14 protein-coding genes are annotated in these 16,997 nt (G+C 46.9%); 6 read left to right on the top strand and 8 right to left on the bottom strand.

From position 1 onward, the window contains the following. Window positions 1-212 precede the first annotated feature (212 nt). The 6 genes from gltB (at window position 213) to ACQY6I_RS10120 (ending at window position 11,739) form a co-directional block, all read left to right on the top strand. Window positions 213-4,667 (top strand): glutamate synthase large subunit, encoded by a 4,455-nt coding sequence (gene gltB, locus ACQY6I_RS10145; protein WP_428241373.1) that lies wholly within the window; start codon window positions 213-215, stop codon window positions 4,665-4,667. 28 nt (window positions 4,668-4,695) lie between these two features. After that, window positions 4,696-6,117, top strand: a complete 1,422-nt coding sequence (locus ACQY6I_RS10140; protein WP_428241372.1) for an FAD-dependent oxidoreductase — start codon at window positions 4,696-4,698, stop codon at window positions 6,115-6,117. Window positions 6,118-6,270: 153 nt separating this feature from the next. After that, window positions 6,271-7,869: an RICIN domain-containing protein gene (locus tag ACQY6I_RS10135; RefSeq protein ID WP_428241371.1), complete on the top strand. Its 1,599-nt coding sequence runs from the start codon at window positions 6,271-6,273 to the stop codon at window positions 7,867-7,869. Between the two features lie 356 nt (window positions 7,870-8,225). Then, window positions 8,226-9,869, top strand: a complete 1,644-nt coding sequence (locus ACQY6I_RS10130) for a hypothetical protein (protein WP_428241370.1) — start codon at window positions 8,226-8,228, stop codon at window positions 9,867-9,869. Window positions 9,870-10,083: 214 nt separating this feature from the next. Beyond that, the gene (gene hemE, locus ACQY6I_RS10125) at window positions 10,084-11,148 is read left to right on the top strand and encodes a uroporphyrinogen decarboxylase (protein ID WP_428241369.1); all 1,065 of its coding nucleotides are present in this window, start codon (window positions 10,084-10,086) and stop codon (window positions 11,146-11,148) included. Window positions 11,149-11,508: 360 nt separating this feature from the next. Further along, window positions 11,509-11,739 carry a hypothetical protein gene (locus tag ACQY6I_RS10120; protein ID WP_428241368.1) on the top strand — a complete coding sequence of 77 codons (231 nt, stop codon included), beginning with the start codon at window positions 11,509-11,511 and terminating at the stop codon, window positions 11,737-11,739. Between the two features lie 35 nt (window positions 11,740-11,774). Here ACQY6I_RS10120 and tatC read toward each other — a convergent pair whose 3' ends face one another. From tatC to ubiE, 8 genes are read right to left on the bottom strand one after another with little or no spacing between them, the layout of a single operon-like run. Next, the gene (gene tatC / locus ACQY6I_RS10115) at window positions 11,775-12,542 is read right to left on the bottom strand and encodes a twin-arginine translocase subunit TatC (protein ID WP_428241367.1); all 768 of its coding nucleotides are present in this window, start codon (window positions 12,540-12,542) and stop codon (window positions 11,775-11,777) included. Further along, window positions 12,535-12,864 carry a Sec-independent protein translocase protein TatB gene (tatB, locus tag ACQY6I_RS10110; protein WP_428241366.1) on the bottom strand — a complete coding sequence of 110 codons (330 nt, stop codon included), beginning with the start codon at window positions 12,862-12,864 and terminating at the stop codon, window positions 12,535-12,537. The genes tatC and tatB overlap by 8 nt, the downstream gene beginning before the upstream one ends. 3 nt (window positions 12,865-12,867) lie before the next feature. After that, window positions 12,868-13,113, bottom strand: a complete 246-nt coding sequence (gene tatA / locus ACQY6I_RS10105) for a Sec-independent protein translocase subunit TatA (protein WP_428241365.1) — start codon at window positions 13,111-13,113, stop codon at window positions 12,868-12,870. Window positions 13,114-13,133: 20 nt separating this feature from the next. Continuing rightward, the gene (locus tag ACQY6I_RS10100) at window positions 13,134-13,478 is read right to left on the bottom strand and encodes a histidine triad nucleotide-binding protein (protein WP_428241364.1); all 345 of its coding nucleotides are present in this window, start codon (window positions 13,476-13,478) and stop codon (window positions 13,134-13,136) included. Further along, on the bottom strand, window positions 13,475-13,813 hold the full coding sequence (locus tag ACQY6I_RS10095; RefSeq protein WP_428241363.1) for a phosphoribosyl-ATP diphosphatase: 339 nt from the start codon (window positions 13,811-13,813) through the stop codon (window positions 13,475-13,477). Before ACQY6I_RS10095 ends, ACQY6I_RS10100 begins: the two co-directional genes overlap by 4 nt. After that, a complete protein-coding gene (gene ubiB, locus ACQY6I_RS10090; protein ID WP_428241362.1) occupies window positions 13,806-15,437 on the bottom strand; it encodes a ubiquinone biosynthesis regulatory protein kinase UbiB in 1,632 nt (543 codons plus the stop codon). Before ubiB ends, ACQY6I_RS10095 begins: the two co-directional genes overlap by 8 nt. Beyond that, complete coding sequence (locus tag ACQY6I_RS10085) at window positions 15,434-16,057, bottom strand: ubiquinone biosynthesis accessory factor UbiJ (protein WP_428241361.1); 624 nt, start codon at window positions 16,055-16,057, stop codon at window positions 15,434-15,436. Before ACQY6I_RS10085 ends, ubiB begins: the two co-directional genes overlap by 4 nt. Next, on the bottom strand, window positions 16,058-16,807 hold the full coding sequence (gene ubiE, locus ACQY6I_RS10080; protein ID WP_428241360.1) for a bifunctional demethylmenaquinone methyltransferase/2-methoxy-6-polyprenyl-1,4-benzoquinol methylase UbiE: 750 nt from the start codon (window positions 16,805-16,807) through the stop codon (window positions 16,058-16,060). It lies immediately after the preceding gene. Between the last annotated feature and the right edge of the window lie 190 nt (window positions 16,808-16,997).

Below are 16,997 nucleotides of genomic sequence, written 5' to 3'. Positions count from 1 at the left end.
TATGATTGTCGGCCCTTTGTCTGATGGGCGTCCTCGGTCGAAAGCTCTTTCGATGTCGATATAAAAGTATTAGTCAGGTAGTTACCGGGTAACATTTTACCATCGGAACGCTTGGAGCTTCTGAAGGCAAAAAGGGCATAAATACCTGAATATAGCGGGTTTCTATCCGCCTCTTCTGGTCTGTTTCAATTCAGCGCATGAGAGTCAAGTTTATGCATGCAGGTCTATTTAATCCTCAGGAATTTCGAGATAACTGTGGTTTTGGTTTACTAGCCCATATGCAGGGGCAGGCCAGTCACGAGTTATTACAAACAGCTATAGAATCATTAACATGTATGACCCATCGTGGTGGTATTGCCGCAGATGGTAAAACAGGTGACGGTTGCGGCCTATTGATTCAGCGGCCTGATGCCTTTCTGCGCTCGGAAGCCAAAGCTCTGTTCAATATTGAATTAGGGGAACGCTATGCTGTAGGTATGGTGTTCATGCATCCGGATATCGCTATCCACAGTAAGGGCAAAGCGGCTTTGGCACGAGCTCTGACTGATCAAGGGCTTGAGGTGGTGGGTTGGCGTGAAGTACCTGTTAATCCAGATTGTCTGGGGCCAATGGCTTTGGCCTGTATGCCGAAAATCGAACAGGTATTTGTGGCTGGTAGTGGTCTGACAGAGCAGCAGTTTGCTGTTAAGTTGTTTACTGCTCGCCGCAAAGCAGAAATCGCTGTCGAAGAAAATTCAGATCATTTTTATATTTGTTCTCTGGCTGAACAGGTACTTTCGTATAAAGGGTTGATGATGCCCGTGGATTTGCCCAGTTTCTATCCTGATCTGGGGAATCCCATGGTTGAAACCGCGATTGTGGTATTCCACCAGCGTTTTTCGACCAATACCATGCCGCGCTGGCCGTTGGCCCAGCCGTTCCGGTTCCTCGCTCATAACGGTGAAATCAATACGATTCAGGGCAACCGTAACTGGGCCAGAGCCCGTGCTCCGAAATTCCAAACTGACCTGTTGCCAAATCTTGAAGAGCTGCAGCCAGTCGTCAATATTACCGGCTCAGATTCATCATCAATGGATAATATGCTGGATCTGCTATTGACTGGTGGCATGGATGTATTCCGTGCCGTAAGAACCATGATTCCTCCTGCCTGGCAGAACGTCGAACATATTGATTCGGACCTAAAAGCGTTTTATGAGCTTAACTCCATGCATATGGAGCCATGGGATGGGCCTGCAGGTGTGGTGTTGACGGATGGTCGTTATGCCATTTGTTTATTGGATCGAAATGGACTGCGTCCGGCTCGCTGGATGATACATAAAAACGGATACATCACTCTGGCCTCCGAAATCGGTGTCTGGAATTACAAACCGGAAGATGTTATTTCCAAAGGTCGGGTAGGGCCTGGCCGGATTATGGCAGTTGATACTCACACGGGTGAGTTTTTGGAAACTGAGGAAATCGATAACCGTTTGAAGTCACGCTATCCATATAAGCAGTGGCTCAAAAAACATGCCGTACGGCTACGCTCAAACCTGCAGCATTCAGAAGAGGCAGAAGGTGCATCTTTGTCTGCAGAGCAATTGAGCCTTCACCAGAAAATGTTCCAGGTGACTCGCGAAGAACGTGAGCAGGTATTGCGCTCACTGGCAGAAACCGGGCAAGAAGCAGTGGGGTCTATGGGCGATGATGCGCCTATGGCCGTATTGTCGACCCGGGTTCGACCTATGACAGACTATTTCCGTCAACAGTTTGCCCAGGTTACCAATCCGCCGATTGACCCGATTCGGGAATCCATTGTTATGTCTTTGGAAACCTGTCTTGGCCCAGAACGCAATTTGTTCAATGTGACAGAAGATTGTGCTCGCCGATTTATTCTGAGTTCGCCAGTGTTGTCGCCAATGAAGTATAAGGCGTTACTGCATATTGATCGGGAAGAGTTTAGTCATCGTCTCATCGATATTACTTATGATGCCAGTCAGGAAGGTCTGAAAGATGCTGTGACCCGGGTTGCTGACCTGGCTGAACAGGCATCCAGAGAAGGCGTTGCCATTGTCATCCTTTCTGATCGCAACATCGAAGCTGGTCGCTTGCCAGTGCCTGCGGCAATGGCGACGGGAGCTGCTCACCATCGCCTGGTGGATAAGGGGTTGCGGTGCAATACCAATGTTGTGCTTGATACCGGTGCAATCAGAGATCCTCATCAGTTTGCGGTGGTGATTGGCTTTGGTGCCACAGCGGTATATCCGTATCTGGCCTATGAAGTGCTCGATAACATGATCAAAGCCGGGGATCTAATTGGTAACCCGACGGCCTTATACAAGAATTATCGTAAGGGCATCGATAAAGGATTGTTCAAAATCATGTCGAAGATGGGCATTTCGACTGTGGCCTCTTATCGCGGTGCTCAACTGTTTGAGGCTGTAGGATTAAGCTCAGAGGTTGTGAGTATTTGTTTTAAAGGGGTTACCAGTCGTATCGAAGGCGCCCGGTTTGAACATTTTGAGCAGGACCTCAAATTACTGACCAAAGAGGCTTTTAAGGCGCGCAAGCCTATCGGCACTGGCGGACTTCTGAAGTATGTACACGATGGCGAGTACCATGCGTTTAACCCGGATGTCGTCAAGGCGATCCAGGATGCTGTACAAAATAATGATGCCGGTCGGTATCGGGATTTTGCGGCGCTGGTCAATGAACGCCAGCCCGCGACTGTCAGGGATTTATTTGCATTAAGTCCTCAAAAACGTATTCCGGTTTCAGAGGTGGAATCCGCTGAAAGTCTGTTTAAACGTTTCGATACTGCGGCTATGTCTTTAGGGGCTTTATCTCCTGAGGCTCACGAGGCACTGGCTGTTGCCATGAATGAAATGGGTGGCCGTTCAAATTCAGGAGAGGGTGGTGAGGACCCGGCTCGTCACGGCACTATTAAGCGTTCCAAGATCAAGCAGGTGGCTTCAGGACGCTTTGGTGTGACCGCTGAGTATCTGGTCAATGCCGAAGTTATTCAGATCAAAGTAGCCCAGGGTGCCAAACCTGGAGAGGGGGGGCAGCTGCCGGGCGGTAAAGTGAATACGCTAATTGCAACGCTGCGCTTTGCTGTACCGGGTGTTACTTTGATTTCACCACCGCCACATCATGATATTTATTCTATTGAAGACCTGGCACAGCTGATCTTTGATTTGAAACAGGTCAATCCTGAAGCGTTGATTTCAGTAAAACTGGTCTCAGAGCCCGGTGTTGGAACTGTGGCTGCCGGTGTAGCCAAAGCGTATGCTGATTTGATCACCATCTCAGGTTATGACGGTGGGACGGCGGCCAGTCCGTTGACGTCCATCAAGCATGCAGGGTCACCTTGGGAACTGGGGTTGAGTGAAGCTCATCAGACTCTTCGAGGTAATGATCTTCGCGATAAAGTACGGTTGCAGACGGATGGCGGTTTGAAAACCGGAATGGATGTTATAAAAGCCGCTATTCTCGGTGCTGAAAGCTTTGGTTTTGGCACTATTCCCATGGTAGCGCTTGGTTGTAAGTATCTGCGGATTTGTCACTTGAATAACTGCGCTACAGGTGTGGCGACTCAGGATGATGCGTTGCGGACCAATCACTTCCGTGGAACTGTTCAGATGGTTAAAAACTATTTCCATTTTGTAGCAGAAGAAGTCAGGGAGCTGCTGGCGGAATTAGGTTTCAGAACACTTGAGGAAATTATCGGTCATACTGAATTGCTGACGGCTAAAAAAGGCGTTACGGATCGTCAGGCTTGTCTGGACCTGAGCCCGATCTTGTTTAGTGATCCGGCTATGAATCAGAAACCACATACTGTACAGGTTCATCGCAACCAACCATTTGATCAGGGTGAAAAAGCCGAACAAATGATTGCAGAAGTATTGCCTGCGATAGACAGTAAAAGTGGTGGCTCATTCAGTTTTGATGTCTGTAACTGTGATCGTTCAATCGGTGCCAGAGTGTCTGGTGAAATTGCCCGCCGTTATGGTAATCAAGGAATGGCGGGTCAGCCGATTACCCTGAATTTAACGGGGGTTGCCGGTCAGAGCTTTGGTGTCTGGAATGCCGGTGGGCTGAATATGATTCTGGATGGTGATGCTAATGACTATGTTGGTAAGGGAATGACCGGTGGCAAGTTGGTCATCCGGCCACCTAAAGGCAGTTCATTCAGTACACAAGAGACTTCCATTATAGGCAATACCTGTTTGTACGGTGCTACGGGTGGACGCCTTTATGCCGCTGGTACCGCAGGAGAGCGTTTTGCTGTCCGGAATTCTGGAGCACATGCGGTTGTAGAAGGCGCAGGAGATCACTGTTGCGAGTATATGACTGGTGGAATGGTGGCTGTACTGGGTAAAACCGGCGGAAACTTTGGTGCCGGTATGACTGGTGGTTTTGCTTTTGTACTGGATCTCGACAATCGCTTTCCTGATCGTTACAACCGGGAACTTGTGGATATTCATAGGGTCAGTTCTGAGGCTATGGAGGATTATCGCAAATACCTTTATGAAGTAGTGGCCCAGCATACTGAAGAGACACGCAGTGCTTGGGGGGCCGAACTGTTGGATAACTTCGATGACTATGTGTATCGCTTCTGGCTGGTAAAACCCAAAGCTGCCAGTCTGGAACAGTTGTTAAGCAACACCCGGGCGCGTCCGGAATAACTGATATCTGACTTAGAGGAACAGAATTATGTCTCAACCAAGACTCAATAATGTCTTTCAGTTTATCGATGTCGGTCGTCAGGATCCCACGAAAAAGGCGCTGAGAGTCCGTAAAAATGAATTCGTTGAAATCTATCAGCCTTTTCAACCGAAGCAGGTCTCGGCTCAGGCTCATCGTTGTCTGGATTGCGGTAACCCTTATTGTGAATGGAAATGTCCGGTTCATAACTACATTCCCAACTGGCTGGCGCTGGCGTCAGAAGGCAATATTCTCGAAGCGGTGGAATTAAGCCACCAAACCAATTCATTGCCTGAGGTGTGTGGGCGGGTGTGTCCACAGGACCGTTTATGCGAAGGTGCTTGTACCCTGAATGATGGGTTTGGTGCGGTCACTATCGGTTCAACAGAAAAATACATCACTGATACCGCTTTGGCGATGGGGTGGAAACCCGATATGTCCAAAGTGGTCTGGACTGATAAGAAAGTTGCCGTGATTGGTGCAGGACCGGCTGGAATTGGTTGTGCAGATGTGCTGGTGCGTAATGGTGTCAAGCCGGTTGTATTTGATCGATATCCGGAAATTGGTGGTCTGCTAACCTTTGGTATTCCAGAGTTTAAGCTCGAAAAGACAGTGATGTCGCGTCGCCGTGAAATATTCGCTGAAATGGGCATAGAGTTTCGCCTGAATACAGAAATCGGCAAAGATGTCAGTTTCGAATCCCTGTTAGAAGAATACGATGCAGTTTTTCTCGGGATGGGCACCTATAAATATATGAAAGGAGGTTTTCCGGGTGAAGATCTTCCGGGTGTTCACGAAGCGCTGCCTTATCTTATTTCCAATGTCAATCATTGTCGTGGCTGGGAACAAAGCCCGGACGATTTTGTTGATATGAAAGGAAAAAGAGTGGTTGTGTTGGGCGGTGGTGATACAGCGATGGACTGTAATCGCACAGCTGTTCGTCAAGGCGCCAAAACCGTTACCTGTGCTTACCGGCGTGACCAGGAAAATATGCCAGGTTCCAGACGTGAAGTTACAAATGCCCGCGAAGAAGGTGTGAAATTTCTGTTTAACCGGCAGCCGGTGGAAATTGTGGGTGACGGTAAGGTTGAAGGCATTAAGGTCATTACCACTGAGTTGGGCGAGCCGGATGAAAAAGGACGTCGCAGACCTCAACCTGTTCCGGGTAGTGAGGAGATTCTGCCAGCAGATGCCGTCATTATTGCTTTCGGTTTTCAACCTAATCCTCCTGAATGGTTGGTCGGTAATGATATTCGTCTGGATGACTGGCAGCGTGTGCAAGCTGCAGAAAAAACAGAGTTTTCGTTCCAGACGAGTAACCCAAAAGTGTTTGCTGGTGGGGATATGGTCAGAGGATCCGATCTGGTGGTGACAGCAATTTATGAAGGGCGCAAAGCTGCCGAAGGTATTCTGGATTATTTAGATATTTAGTTATCAAAAATTGTTATTCACCCTGAAAAAAACGCGACTATGTCGCGTTTTTTTATTTGTGCTCTGCTTGTTTGGTTAGCTGCTTTATATACTCGACGCGGACGGAAAAATGCGTACTTAAAATTGTTAAACAGTTAACAAAAAGGCAGAAGCATGAAAGTGGTATATAGGTTTACTTCAGTTCTGTATTTAGTTCTTACCTTACTCATTTCTGGTTGTAATGTTGATATAACATCTGGCGATCAGGGTGACTCTGGGAATGGTCAGAATACTTCTGATCAAGACGGTCATAACGGCAATAATGATGCTTCCAATGATCAAAGTGGTGATCTGGGAGATTCTACTGATAATGGATCTGCTGGTGATGGAAACAGTGAGGGTGGATCCGATGCCGGAAGTGAGAATGATGACAGTGGAAACGATTCTGGTACCGGTGATAACAATGATACTGGCGGTGATACGGGAAATAATAATGACTCCAGTGGGAGTGATGGCAGCGGTGGATCGTCAGAGGACACTAATGGTGATAGCTCTGAAACGCCGGATATGACCGGTCGGTATAACATCGTTTCATCCCTAAGTGGTTTATACATGGATGTTGCTGGAAAAAGTACCGATGATGGTGCCAACATCCTGCAATACAGTTATACAGGTGTTGATAATCAGAAATTCGATATCAAGCTAATGGATGATGGCAGTTACTCTATAAGAGCTGTTCATAGTGGTAAATCGCTTGATGTCTATAATTACTCCACCGAAGATGGGGCAGAATTACTGCAATGGACTTACAACGCAACAGAAAATCAGCGCTGGCATATTGATAATGTTGGTAACGATTTGTATTCAATTACTTCTGTCTTAAGCAACAAAGCGGTGTCTGTCTGGCAGAACAGTACCGAGGCCGGTGGTGATATTCGCCTGGATGCATGGCAGGGAAGAGACGGGCAGAAATGGTCGCTGGTTCCCGTTGCTACAGATGATGACTCATTTGAACCACCTGCCGGAACTGATGAATCGGCTGGATGTGGCGGTACGACCTCTTTGACTTCTGGCCGTCATTCCATGGATGTTAACGGTCAAAAGCGGGAATATATTCTTGATATTCCAAGTAATTATGATAGCAACAAACCCTATCGGCTTGTCTTTGGCTGGCATTGGTTGGGTGGCTCTGCTGGTAATGTTGCAAATGGTGCTTATTACGGATTGAAAGACCTGTCGAATGGTTCAGCGATATTTGTGGCGCCAGATCGATATGTGTCGCCTAACGGTGAAAATGATAACGGGTGGCCGAATACCAATGGCCGTGATATGAACTTTCTGCGAGCCATGTTGGATCAGTTCGAAAACGAACTCTGTGTTGATAAGAACCGTATTTTTTCCGTTGGCTGGAGTTACGGTGGCATGATGTCTTTTGCGGTTGGTCATGAAATGGCTGGCGTGTTTCGCGCTATTGCACCGATGTCCGGAGCGCTTTGGACACCGTATAGCGACAGTGGAAAACCGATGGCAGCATGGATTGCACACGGCATATATGACGGTGTGGTCGGTTACGACAATGGTGTGGCCGCCAAAGATAGTTATGTTGCTGCCAATCATTGCTCGAATACAACCTTGCCGGTTGAACCATCACCGTGTGTTGAGTATCAGGGGTGTGATGCTGGGTATCCGGTTGTGTGGTGTCCATGGTCTGGTGGACATTTGACCCCACCGTTCCATTCCTCGGCAATTTGGACGTTTTTTAGTCAGTTTTGATCTTTAATAAAACCGCAAGCAGGAGACAGGGAGGTCTTCTGTTAGTATCCTGCTATTCGCCAAAGCCAAATCGCGGCCTTCCTTTTATCTGTTTTTCGAATCATTAAACATATTCTGAATTTTCCCAACTTCATAACTCGTGTTGTGACGCAAGTGACATTTAAGGTCTAAGTCTGTCGTATTGAATAACGATTAACACTTTAACGTCGGTCATCTGATAAACCCAACAATAAAAAGTACGATTCAGTCTCATTTTTTTTGGAACCAGATGAGCATTTTTTGGCGGGTTTATAATTTTTATAGTATGTTGACGACTTCAGTCTTCATGGACGTATAACTTGATGAAGGGCAGGCTTATGCAACTCTTGTTTAAATTTTCTTCAGTCTTTTTCCTGGTAGCGACACTGTTTGTCTCTGGCTGTGGCGGTGACTCTATTTATGGTGATGACGGTACAACATCATCTGGTGGTGATGGTGGCAGCGGTGACGGTGGTGGTACTGATGGCGGCGGAACCGGTTCTGGAGCTGAAGGTGTCAGCTACCTGCCCTTGATGGTCTTGGAACGGCATAAAGAGTTTTCGGGATCAGATCAAGATGATCTTTTTCAAGGAGAAGGAACGGATCCTCATATATGGCATTACATGGTTAATCCAGTTGATGCAGCCACATTGGCACCTGTTTCTACGGCGACAGAGTCGGACTTCTTGACCACAGTATCTGCCGAAGGAGATGATCCAGAGTCTATCTCGTCAGAAAGCTATCCTATGTTGCAGAAAGTTGTAGGTAACCCTATTACGCTGAATACTGCTCTGGTCTTTGATCTATCAGGTAGTACAGATGGCTTAACAGCTAATGAGATTGATAAATTAATCGCTGAACTCAAAGACTATCTATCCAAAGCAAGGGCTAGCAGTAACTCCAGCATTAAGAATCAAACCTATACAGTTTGGACTTTTTCGGATACTGGTAATGAACTCACCAGTGGTTTTACTATCAATAACGGTACCAATATCGAAGCAATGCTGGACTCAGTGGCAACCTCCCTGAAAACAGAGTTTTCGTTAACCACTGATTTATATCGTGGTGTGATCGAAGCGATGGGACGATATCGTGACAGTGAAGACGATCCTATTTATAACTTCCGGGATGATGGTGACAATGACTTGGTTGATCGCATAACCGCTAATGGCATTAATCTGACTCAGCTGATTTTGTTTTCCACCGGTGAACATACACCACATCAGTCCACATTTAATAAAGAGTTGATTGTGGATGCGATTGAATCTCAGTCTCTGCTTAGATACCCAGGTACAACGGCTAAGAATTTAAGCATTGATGAAATGGATCTGCTAAAAAAACCCGTGTTTTATTACGTGCCTAAAGGACAGATCGCAGTCGCAGAACAAGATGCAACACTCGCAGAAAACTCCGAAGTGGTCAGAACAATCGATCTGGCACAAAGCACTGTGGATTTTGCAGATACACTGATACAGGATCAGATTCGGGCTATCACAGATCGCGTGACAGCGGAAAACCAGTACGTATATCGGTTTGCTTTCACCGGCCGGGACGGAGAATTTACGGTTGTCTTCTCATCAAATAGTGCGGGCAACAGCTACTCGTTGACCTCAAAAGTTTCAACGAAAAAGGATCCATCGGATCCAGAATACATCCCTCCACTGGGAACGCCTTATGAAGAACTGGCTACCGTTTTGGAAGTTACCGGAGCAAATGATGCCTATATCGCTAACGCAGATCCGGTTGCAGGGACAAATAGGGTCTCGATTTCGGATGTAAATCGGTTTTATCCGAAATTAAGGTGGGTAGATGGTATACAGAGTCCATCGTTTACCTGGGTTTCGAGACCCACCAGTTCCACGATAAACTCCGATGGATCAGTGACGGTTAATGCCATCAGTGGATCTTCGGAAACATTGACCTTGAGATACACTGGTGGAGGCATTTCTACAGGGGATCTGAGTATTACTTTGGTGCCTTAAGGTATCGTCGATTGTTTGCCTCCCAACCAAATACGAAATACAAGTTGGTTGGGAGGTAAATTTTCAGTTGGCTGTGAGTTTCTTGATCTCATTCTGATCATCCTTTTAACCCTGTTTAAGAATGTCTGCTTCATCTCAAAATGGCTTTTCGCTTTAGCTCTCCAGAGAATTTTCGTTACAATGCAGCGCGAAAATTCTATAAGAGCCTATCCTAATGTCAGAACTCAAAAATGACCGTTTCCTGAAAGCCCTTCTTCGTCAACCGGTGGACCGAACGCCTGTCTGGATGATGCGTCAGGCAGGACGCTATTTGCCAGAATACCGTGCCACGCGGGAACGGGCAGGGGATTTCCTGAGTCTGTGCAAAAATGCAGATTTGGCATGTGAAGTCACTTTACAACCGTTGGAGCGTTATGCTCTGGATGCCGCTATTTTGTTTTCGGACATTCTGACGATTCCTGATGCTCTGGGATTGGGGCTTTATTTTGAGACTGGAGAGGGTCCTAGGTTCAAAAAGGTTATCCGAACCGCTGCCGACGTTCAGTCGCTGAAAGTATTAAACACTGCTGCAGATCTGGATTACGTTCTCAATGCCGTCAGAACGATCCGTCGGGAACTGAATGGTGCAGTCCCTTTGATCGGATTCAGTGGCAGCCCCTGGACTCTGGCAACCTACATGATTGAAGGTGGTGGATCGAAGGAGTTTCGCTACAGCAAAGGGATGCTCTACAGTGATCCACAGACTCTTCATGCACTGCTCGATTTATTGGCTGACTCGGTCATTGATTACCTCAATGCTCAGATTCAGGCCGGGGCACAGGCGGTACAGATTTTTGATACCTGGGGTGGAGCGTTGGCTCACGATGCCTATCTGGAATTCTCTCTGCAATATATGCAGAAAATTGTCGCAGGCTTGATACGCAATCATGAGAACCGTGAGGTTCCAGTTATTTTATTTACCAAGGGTGCAGGTCAATGGCTGCCGGCCATGGCTGATACTGGGGCCAATGCGTTGGGACTTGACTGGACCACAGACCTGAGTCAGGCAAGGCAACAGGTAGGCCATAAAGTGGCGTTACAAGGGAATATGGATCCAGCTGTTCTGTATGGTTCCAAAGATAAAATTCGTCAGGAAGTAGGCAGAATTCTGGCATCGTATGGACATGGCAGTGGACACGTTTTCAATCTTGGTCATGGTATTCAACAGTTTGTGGATCCGGACCACGCGAAGGCATTTATCGATGCCGTTGTTGAATTGAGTCCGCAATATCATGCATAAACAGGAATATAAATATAACAAAAAGCTTGAACCGTTTTTTTTTCTGAATTATTCTGCACACACGATTCGCATTATTCGCCGGTGGAGGCATTCATGACCAATTTCCAGCTTAAAACAAGCGCAGCTGCATACGCTGGCTCTGTTGCTGGCATGGTGATGACATGTCGCCAAAGCTCTGCACTGAACCATAATCCTATTGCAGCCTTTCATATCCGCGAGTCGTTAATCTGAAATTAACTCAAACCGCGGAAATGACCGCGGTTTTGAGATCGATTTGTTATCTTCCTCAATTAAATAAGTCGTATCCGGCTATCCGTTGTCATTTCCCGGTGTGTTTATCTCAACCAGGAGAAATGAAAAATGTTTTTGAAATCTATCCGTGACCATATTGAATTACGTTTTGAACGTCATCGTCAGCTGAAAAAAATTGCTCGTATCAGATATCAAACTCAAGGGTTATCTGAGCATCTGCGCAATGATATCAACCTTGATGGTTATCTTGTTAAGTTGCATCAGGAGGCAAACTTCAAAGCGCCTAAGAGAAATGTAATTTATCTTGAAAGGGTGCATAAAAAACGAGCCAGTCCCTAATGGGTTGCGGAAGAAGGAAGGGGATCCTTCTTCCGCTAATTTTCAGCACTGGCGGTATTTGACGCTCTATTCTTAGCAGCAAATCGACTGAAGATCAGACCAATCTCAAACAGCAGCCACATGGGTACTGCCAGAATGGTTTGTGAAAATATGTCAGGGGGGGTCACCAGCATGCCTACAGCAAAACAGCCAACAAAAATATAGGGTCTCTTTTTTCGAAGACTCTCAATTTCAACAATGCCTGCCCACACCATGAGAAACGTAGCGATCGGTATTTCGAATGCAATTCCGAATGCGAAAAAGATTTTGAGGATGAAATCCAAAACATTGGATATGTCCGGTAGATAGGCAATACCCTCAATGGAGATGGCAGCAAAAAAACCGAAGATGATTGGAAGCACCACAAAATAGGCGAAAGCGATACCGCAATAAAACAACAATACACTGGAAATTAATAAAGGTACGGCAAACTTCTTTTCATGTTTATAAAGGGCTGGTGCGATAAAACCCCATGTCTGATGAAGAATGAATGGAATCGCAATGAAAACAGCAGTAACCAATGTCAGTTTTAGTGGTACCAGGAACGGAGACGTTACTCCGGTGGCGATGAGCCCAACATCAGCAATGTTTTCGGGCAACAAACGCTCAAGCGGTTTTGAAACGATGACATACAGATCATTGGCAAAATAATATAGAACAGCGAATACGGCGATTACGACGATAATCGTTTTGATCAGCCGGTCTCTTAATTCTTTTAAGTGCGCAACCAACGGCTGAGCTACATCATTAGGATTATCAGTCATGTTTGGGTTCTTTGGTTGAGTCACTAGACTCTGTATTAGGGTCTTCAGTCAGATGATGGGGATTGTGCGCCTGATTTTGATTGTTGTTTGTCAGATTATTGGCTTTTATCTCCAGATCCTTGGTTTCTGCCATAATCTTTTTATTGAGTTCTTCCAGCCGGATTTCCTGCTCGATCTGGTTCTGGATGGAATTGAAAAAGCGCCGCATTTTGCCAATCGTCTGGCCAACAGAACGCGCTGCACCCGGCAGGCGTTCAGGGCCAATAACAACCATTGCGATGATGGCGAGCAACAGGAGCTCTAAAAAACCAATGTCGAACATAACCTATGAATGACTCTTATCGGTTTTTTTGCTGGAATCCTGAGCATTGAAGTCCGCATCCTTCTGCTCAATTTTGCTTTGTTCGTTTTTTTCTTCAGGTTTGTTTTGCTCTTCATTCATTGCCGTTTTGAAACTCTTAATGGCTCCACCGAGATCACCACCAATGTTTTTTAGCTTCTTGGTGCCAAAAATAAGCACAACAATGACCAGAAGTATTGCCAGTTGCCAGATACTGATTCCACCCAACATAATTTTTCTCCGCTAAATATTTAAAAGCCTTTGTAGTCTTTTGAGCGCACATCACCAAGAATGTGCAAATGTAAATGCGGGACTTCCTGCCCACCACCCGGACCACTGTTGGTGATCAGACGATAACCCTGTTCCAATCCCTGTTGTTGTGCCACATCGGCGGTTTTCAACATTAATCTGGCCAACAGCTCTGAATGCTTTGGCTGAGCCTGTTCCAGACTTTCAATATGTTCCCTGGGCACCAATAAAATATGTACAGGTGCTTTCGGGGCAATATCCTTAAATGCGACCATATCCTGGTCTTCATAAACAATCGTTGCCGGAATATCACCATTGGTTATTTTGCAAAAAAGGCAATCGCTCATTTTGAATGACCTCTGCTCGCTTTTTCTTCGAGGCCCGAAATATCAAATCGTCGGGCCAGTTCTTGTAGTATATCATCGGCTGTGAGCCCCAAATGTGAAAGCATCACCAGCGAATGAAACCACAGATCGGCAGTCTCACTGATAACGTCTTTGGTTGCTCCAGAAGACTGAGCATCCTTGGCGGCAATAATGGTTTCGGTTGCCTCTTCTCCAACCTTCTCCAGAATTTTATTTAGGCCTTTGTGATGTAATGAGGCCACGTATGAGCTTTCTGGGGAGGCATTCTTACGCGCCTCCAGGGTTTCTGTCAGTGTTGTTAATACGTCATTAGCCATGTTTTTTTCGCCTAAAACTGATTAAGGCTGCAATCACTGCTGCCATTGCAGATATTGCGGTCAGTGGCTGATTACCAAAGCCAAACCAAGCAACACCAGCACCGATCAGCAGGATATTTGCCAGCCATCGCCATTGTTGGGCAAAGTTACGATAATTCATCTCTGCCTTGAGTTCGATGATTTGTTGCTGATAGTTGCCCTGCTGATTAAGAGATAACTGGCCTGAGTTTAGTACATGGTAAATCATGTCAGGCATTTGTGGAGCTTTTTCTAGCCAGGATGGGGCTCGTTGCATGATTTCGCGTAGTGCTCTTTTTGGGCTATAGCGATCACGCAGCCATTTTTCCAGGAATGGTTTGGCGGTTTCCCACAAATTCAGTTCTGGATACAGCTCTCGTCCCAGGCCTTCAATATTGAGCAGGGTTTTCTGCAGCAATACCAGTTGTGGTTGCACTTCCATATTAAATTGGCGCGCGGTTTGAAACAGACGGATCAGCACCACTCCAAAGGAAATCTCAGATAATGGTTTTTCAAAGATGGGTTCACAGACGGTTCTGATGGCCCCTTCAAATTCGTGGACCCGCGTGGTTTCAGGTACCCAGCCAGAGTCGACATAGAGTTGTGCGACAGCGCGGTAGTCGCGGCGAAAGAATGCCAACAGCGTCAGAGCCAGATAGTTCAGGTCCGCCTCTGACAAGCTGCCGACAATTCCACAATCTATGCCAATGAACTGAGGGCTATCCGGGTGTTCACGGGATACGAAGACGTTGCCGGGATGCATATCCGCGTGAAAAAAGCTGTCACGGAACACTTGGGTAAAAAAGATTTCCACTCCGCGTTCAGCCAGTAACTTCATATTGGTGTTTTGAGCTTTCAGCTCGTCGATACCAGATACCGGAATACCGTAAATACGCTCCATCGTCAGTACCGATGTGCGACTGAAATCCCAGTATATTTCGGGTACGTACAGCATCGCTGAATCCTGGAAGTTACGTCTGAGTGTGGCTGCATTGGCACCTTCTGCCAGTAGGTCCAGTTCTCCGAGAATGGTTTTGCGGTATTCTTCCACGACTTCCACAGGACGCAGGCGCCTGCCATCTGGAATTAGTTGGATCAACTGAGCCAGAATTCGCAGCAAGGCGAGGTCTTTTTCAATGATCCTGTCGATGCCTGGCCGGATTACTTTCACGACCACTTTCTGACCATTCTTCAATTGTGCCGGATGAACTTGAGCGACCGAAGCCGAAGCCAGTGGTTTACGGTCAAAGTTGTCATAAACCTGCTCAATCGGTTTGCCCAGAGATTTTTCAATGATTGCCTGTGCCAGTTCTCCTGAGAATGGAGGGACCTGGTCCTGTAACCTGGCCAGTTCATTGGCAATATTGAGTGGCAGCAGATCCCGGCGAGTGGACAGCATCTGGCCGAATTTAACGAATACCGGTCCGAGGTCTTCAAGTGCAAGCCTCAATCCGGTTGCCGGGTCTTTGGGGGGGCGAATGAAATGGCGCCAGAAATTAGGCCATAGCAACATGCGAATTTTGAGGGGCAGGCGCTTGGGCAGAAATCTGTCCAGACGGTAACGGTCAATCACCCATAGCACCTGTAGCAGGCGTAACAGCCTCATTTAACATCCTCGGTGTGATTCAACAACTGGCGGACTCTTGCTTCCAGGCGGTCAGTATCGAATCGAAGACGACTGACCTGTTCAGAAAATTGTGCGAAATCGGTGGGATTTACCAGCAATTGATTTTCTTCGCGGATATAGTTTTCTCCGGAACGCTTAAAATGCTGCCACGCATTGTTGAACAGCGAACCGGTAAAGCGTATTCCATCGGCCATCAGATGTCCTGGCAAATCGCCGATGCGATCGGCCAGAGCGGCTTCCCAGTCAATGTGCAGATCAATCAGCAGATGCTGCAGCCGGGTCAATTGCTGGCTATTACCGCTGACCCGAATGTTGTGCTCCATCAGAGCCTTGGTTTTGTCTGTTTCTCTGGCCAGATGAATGAAGCTGCGTAGTGGACCTTCCATGCTGGCATCCACTTCATCTTCCCACGTGGTCAGCAGCATAATCTCGCCATCCAGGAGGCGGATATATAAGCGGAAGGCCGGTTCTGTGGTTTTGATGGAAAAAATGAAATCACCGAGAGCCGTCATTTTATCCAATGTGGCGGGATCATATTTCAGAGCCTGATTAACGATTTTTTCCATGCTGCTGAGCATGGCGAGCGTAACAGTCTTCATTCAGGGTTTAATCCCCCGATGCAGAGCGACAATACCGCCTGTCAAATTGTGATATTTAACCTGCTCATAGCCTGCTTCTGTCATCATGCCGGCAAGTGTTTGCTGATCTGGATGCATGCGAATGGATTCCGCCAGATAACGATAAGAATTAGCGTCCTGCGTAACAATACGGCCCATAAAGGGGAGGGCGGAAAATGAGTATTGGTCGTACAATTTGCTCAGCAGCGGATTAGTTGGTTTGGAAAACTCCAGTACCAGCAGGCGACCACCGGGTTTCAGGACTCTGAGCATGCTTTCGAGTGCCGCCTGTTTATCGGTAACATTGCGCAGACCGAACGCAATGCTGACGCAGTCAAAGTGATTATCCGGAAAAGGCAGGCATTCGGCATTGGCTTGAACAAACTCAATATTATCGGCCACGCCGCGATCCAGCAGGCGGTCGCGACCGACCTGAAGCATGGAGGCGTTGATATCCGCCAATACAACGTGGCCTTGAGGGCCGACCAGTTTGGAGAACAAAGTCGTGAGATCGCCGGTACCGCCCGCAATATCCAGTACGGAGTGTCCTTTACGCACGCCGCTCAGTTCAATAGTGAAACGTTTCCAGAGCCGGTGAATGCCCATGGACATCAGGTCATTCATCAAATCATACCTGGCGGCAACAGAATGAAAGACTTCTGCCACTCTTTGTTGTTTCTCGGTGACAGGTACTTTCTGGTAGCCAAAGTCGATAGTGTCTTCTATGGTCATGTAGTCCGGCTCTGAATGGTGTTGTTAAAAGCGGCAATTCTAACCGTTTGGCGGTTTGGAATATAGCATCAGCTGGACCCGAAGAACGTAGCTGTGAAGAGGAAATTATTAGGGTCAACGGCATGTAACACTAAGTTACACTAGGTTTACTTAAATTACGTCTTTATTGTCAGTCTCAACCTAAACTGCT

Origin of the sequence: Gynuella sp., assembly GCF_050297175.1 — a bacterium.
GTDB lineage: Bacteria > Pseudomonadota > Gammaproteobacteria > Pseudomonadales > Natronospirillaceae > Gynuella.
The sequence above is the reverse complement of the archived record's forward strand: the minus strand, read 5'-3'. Positions and strand labels throughout refer to the sequence as shown.

Bases quoted from the DNA above. Each gene is read 5' to 3' on its own strand.
- gltB (WP_428241373.1), top strand. From the start codon at position 213: ATGCATGCAGGTCTATTTAATCCTCAGGAATTTCGAGATAACTGTGGT.
- ACQY6I_RS10140 (WP_428241372.1), top strand. From the start codon at position 4,696: ATGTCTCAACCAAGACTCAATAATGTCTTTCAGTTTATCGATGTCGGT.
- ACQY6I_RS10135 (WP_428241371.1), top strand. From the start codon at position 6,271: ATGAAAGTGGTATATAGGTTTACTTCAGTTCTGTATTTAGTTCTTACC.
- ACQY6I_RS10130 (WP_428241370.1), top strand. From the start codon at position 8,226: ATGCAACTCTTGTTTAAATTTTCTTCAGTCTTTTTCCTGGTAGCGACA.
- hemE (WP_428241369.1), top strand. From the start codon at position 10,084: ATGTCAGAACTCAAAAATGACCGTTTCCTGAAAGCCCTTCTTCGTCAA.
- ACQY6I_RS10120 (WP_428241368.1), top strand. From the start codon at position 11,509: ATGTTTTTGAAATCTATCCGTGACCATATTGAATTACGTTTTGAACGT.
- tatC (WP_428241367.1), bottom strand. From the start codon at position 12,542: ATGACTGATAATCCTAATGATGTAGCTCAGCCGTTGGTTGCGCACTTA.
- tatB (WP_428241366.1), bottom strand. From the start codon at position 12,864: ATGTTCGACATTGGTTTTTTAGAGCTCCTGTTGCTCGCCATCATCGCA.
- tatA (WP_428241365.1), bottom strand. From the start codon at position 13,113: ATGTTGGGTGGAATCAGTATCTGGCAACTGGCAATACTTCTGGTCATT.
- ACQY6I_RS10100 (WP_428241364.1), bottom strand. From the start codon at position 13,478: ATGAGCGATTGCCTTTTTTGCAAAATAACCAATGGTGATATTCCGGCA.
- ACQY6I_RS10095 (WP_428241363.1), bottom strand. From the start codon at position 13,813: ATGGCTAATGACGTATTAACAACACTGACAGAAACCCTGGAGGCGCGT.
- ubiB (WP_428241362.1), bottom strand. From the start codon at position 15,437: ATGAGGCTGTTACGCCTGCTACAGGTGCTATGGGTGATTGACCGTTAC.
- ACQY6I_RS10085 (WP_428241361.1), bottom strand. From the start codon at position 16,057: ATGAAGACTGTTACGCTCGCCATGCTCAGCAGCATGGAAAAAATCGTT.
- ubiE (WP_428241360.1), bottom strand. From the start codon at position 16,807: ATGACCATAGAAGACACTATCGACTTTGGCTACCAGAAAGTACCTGTC.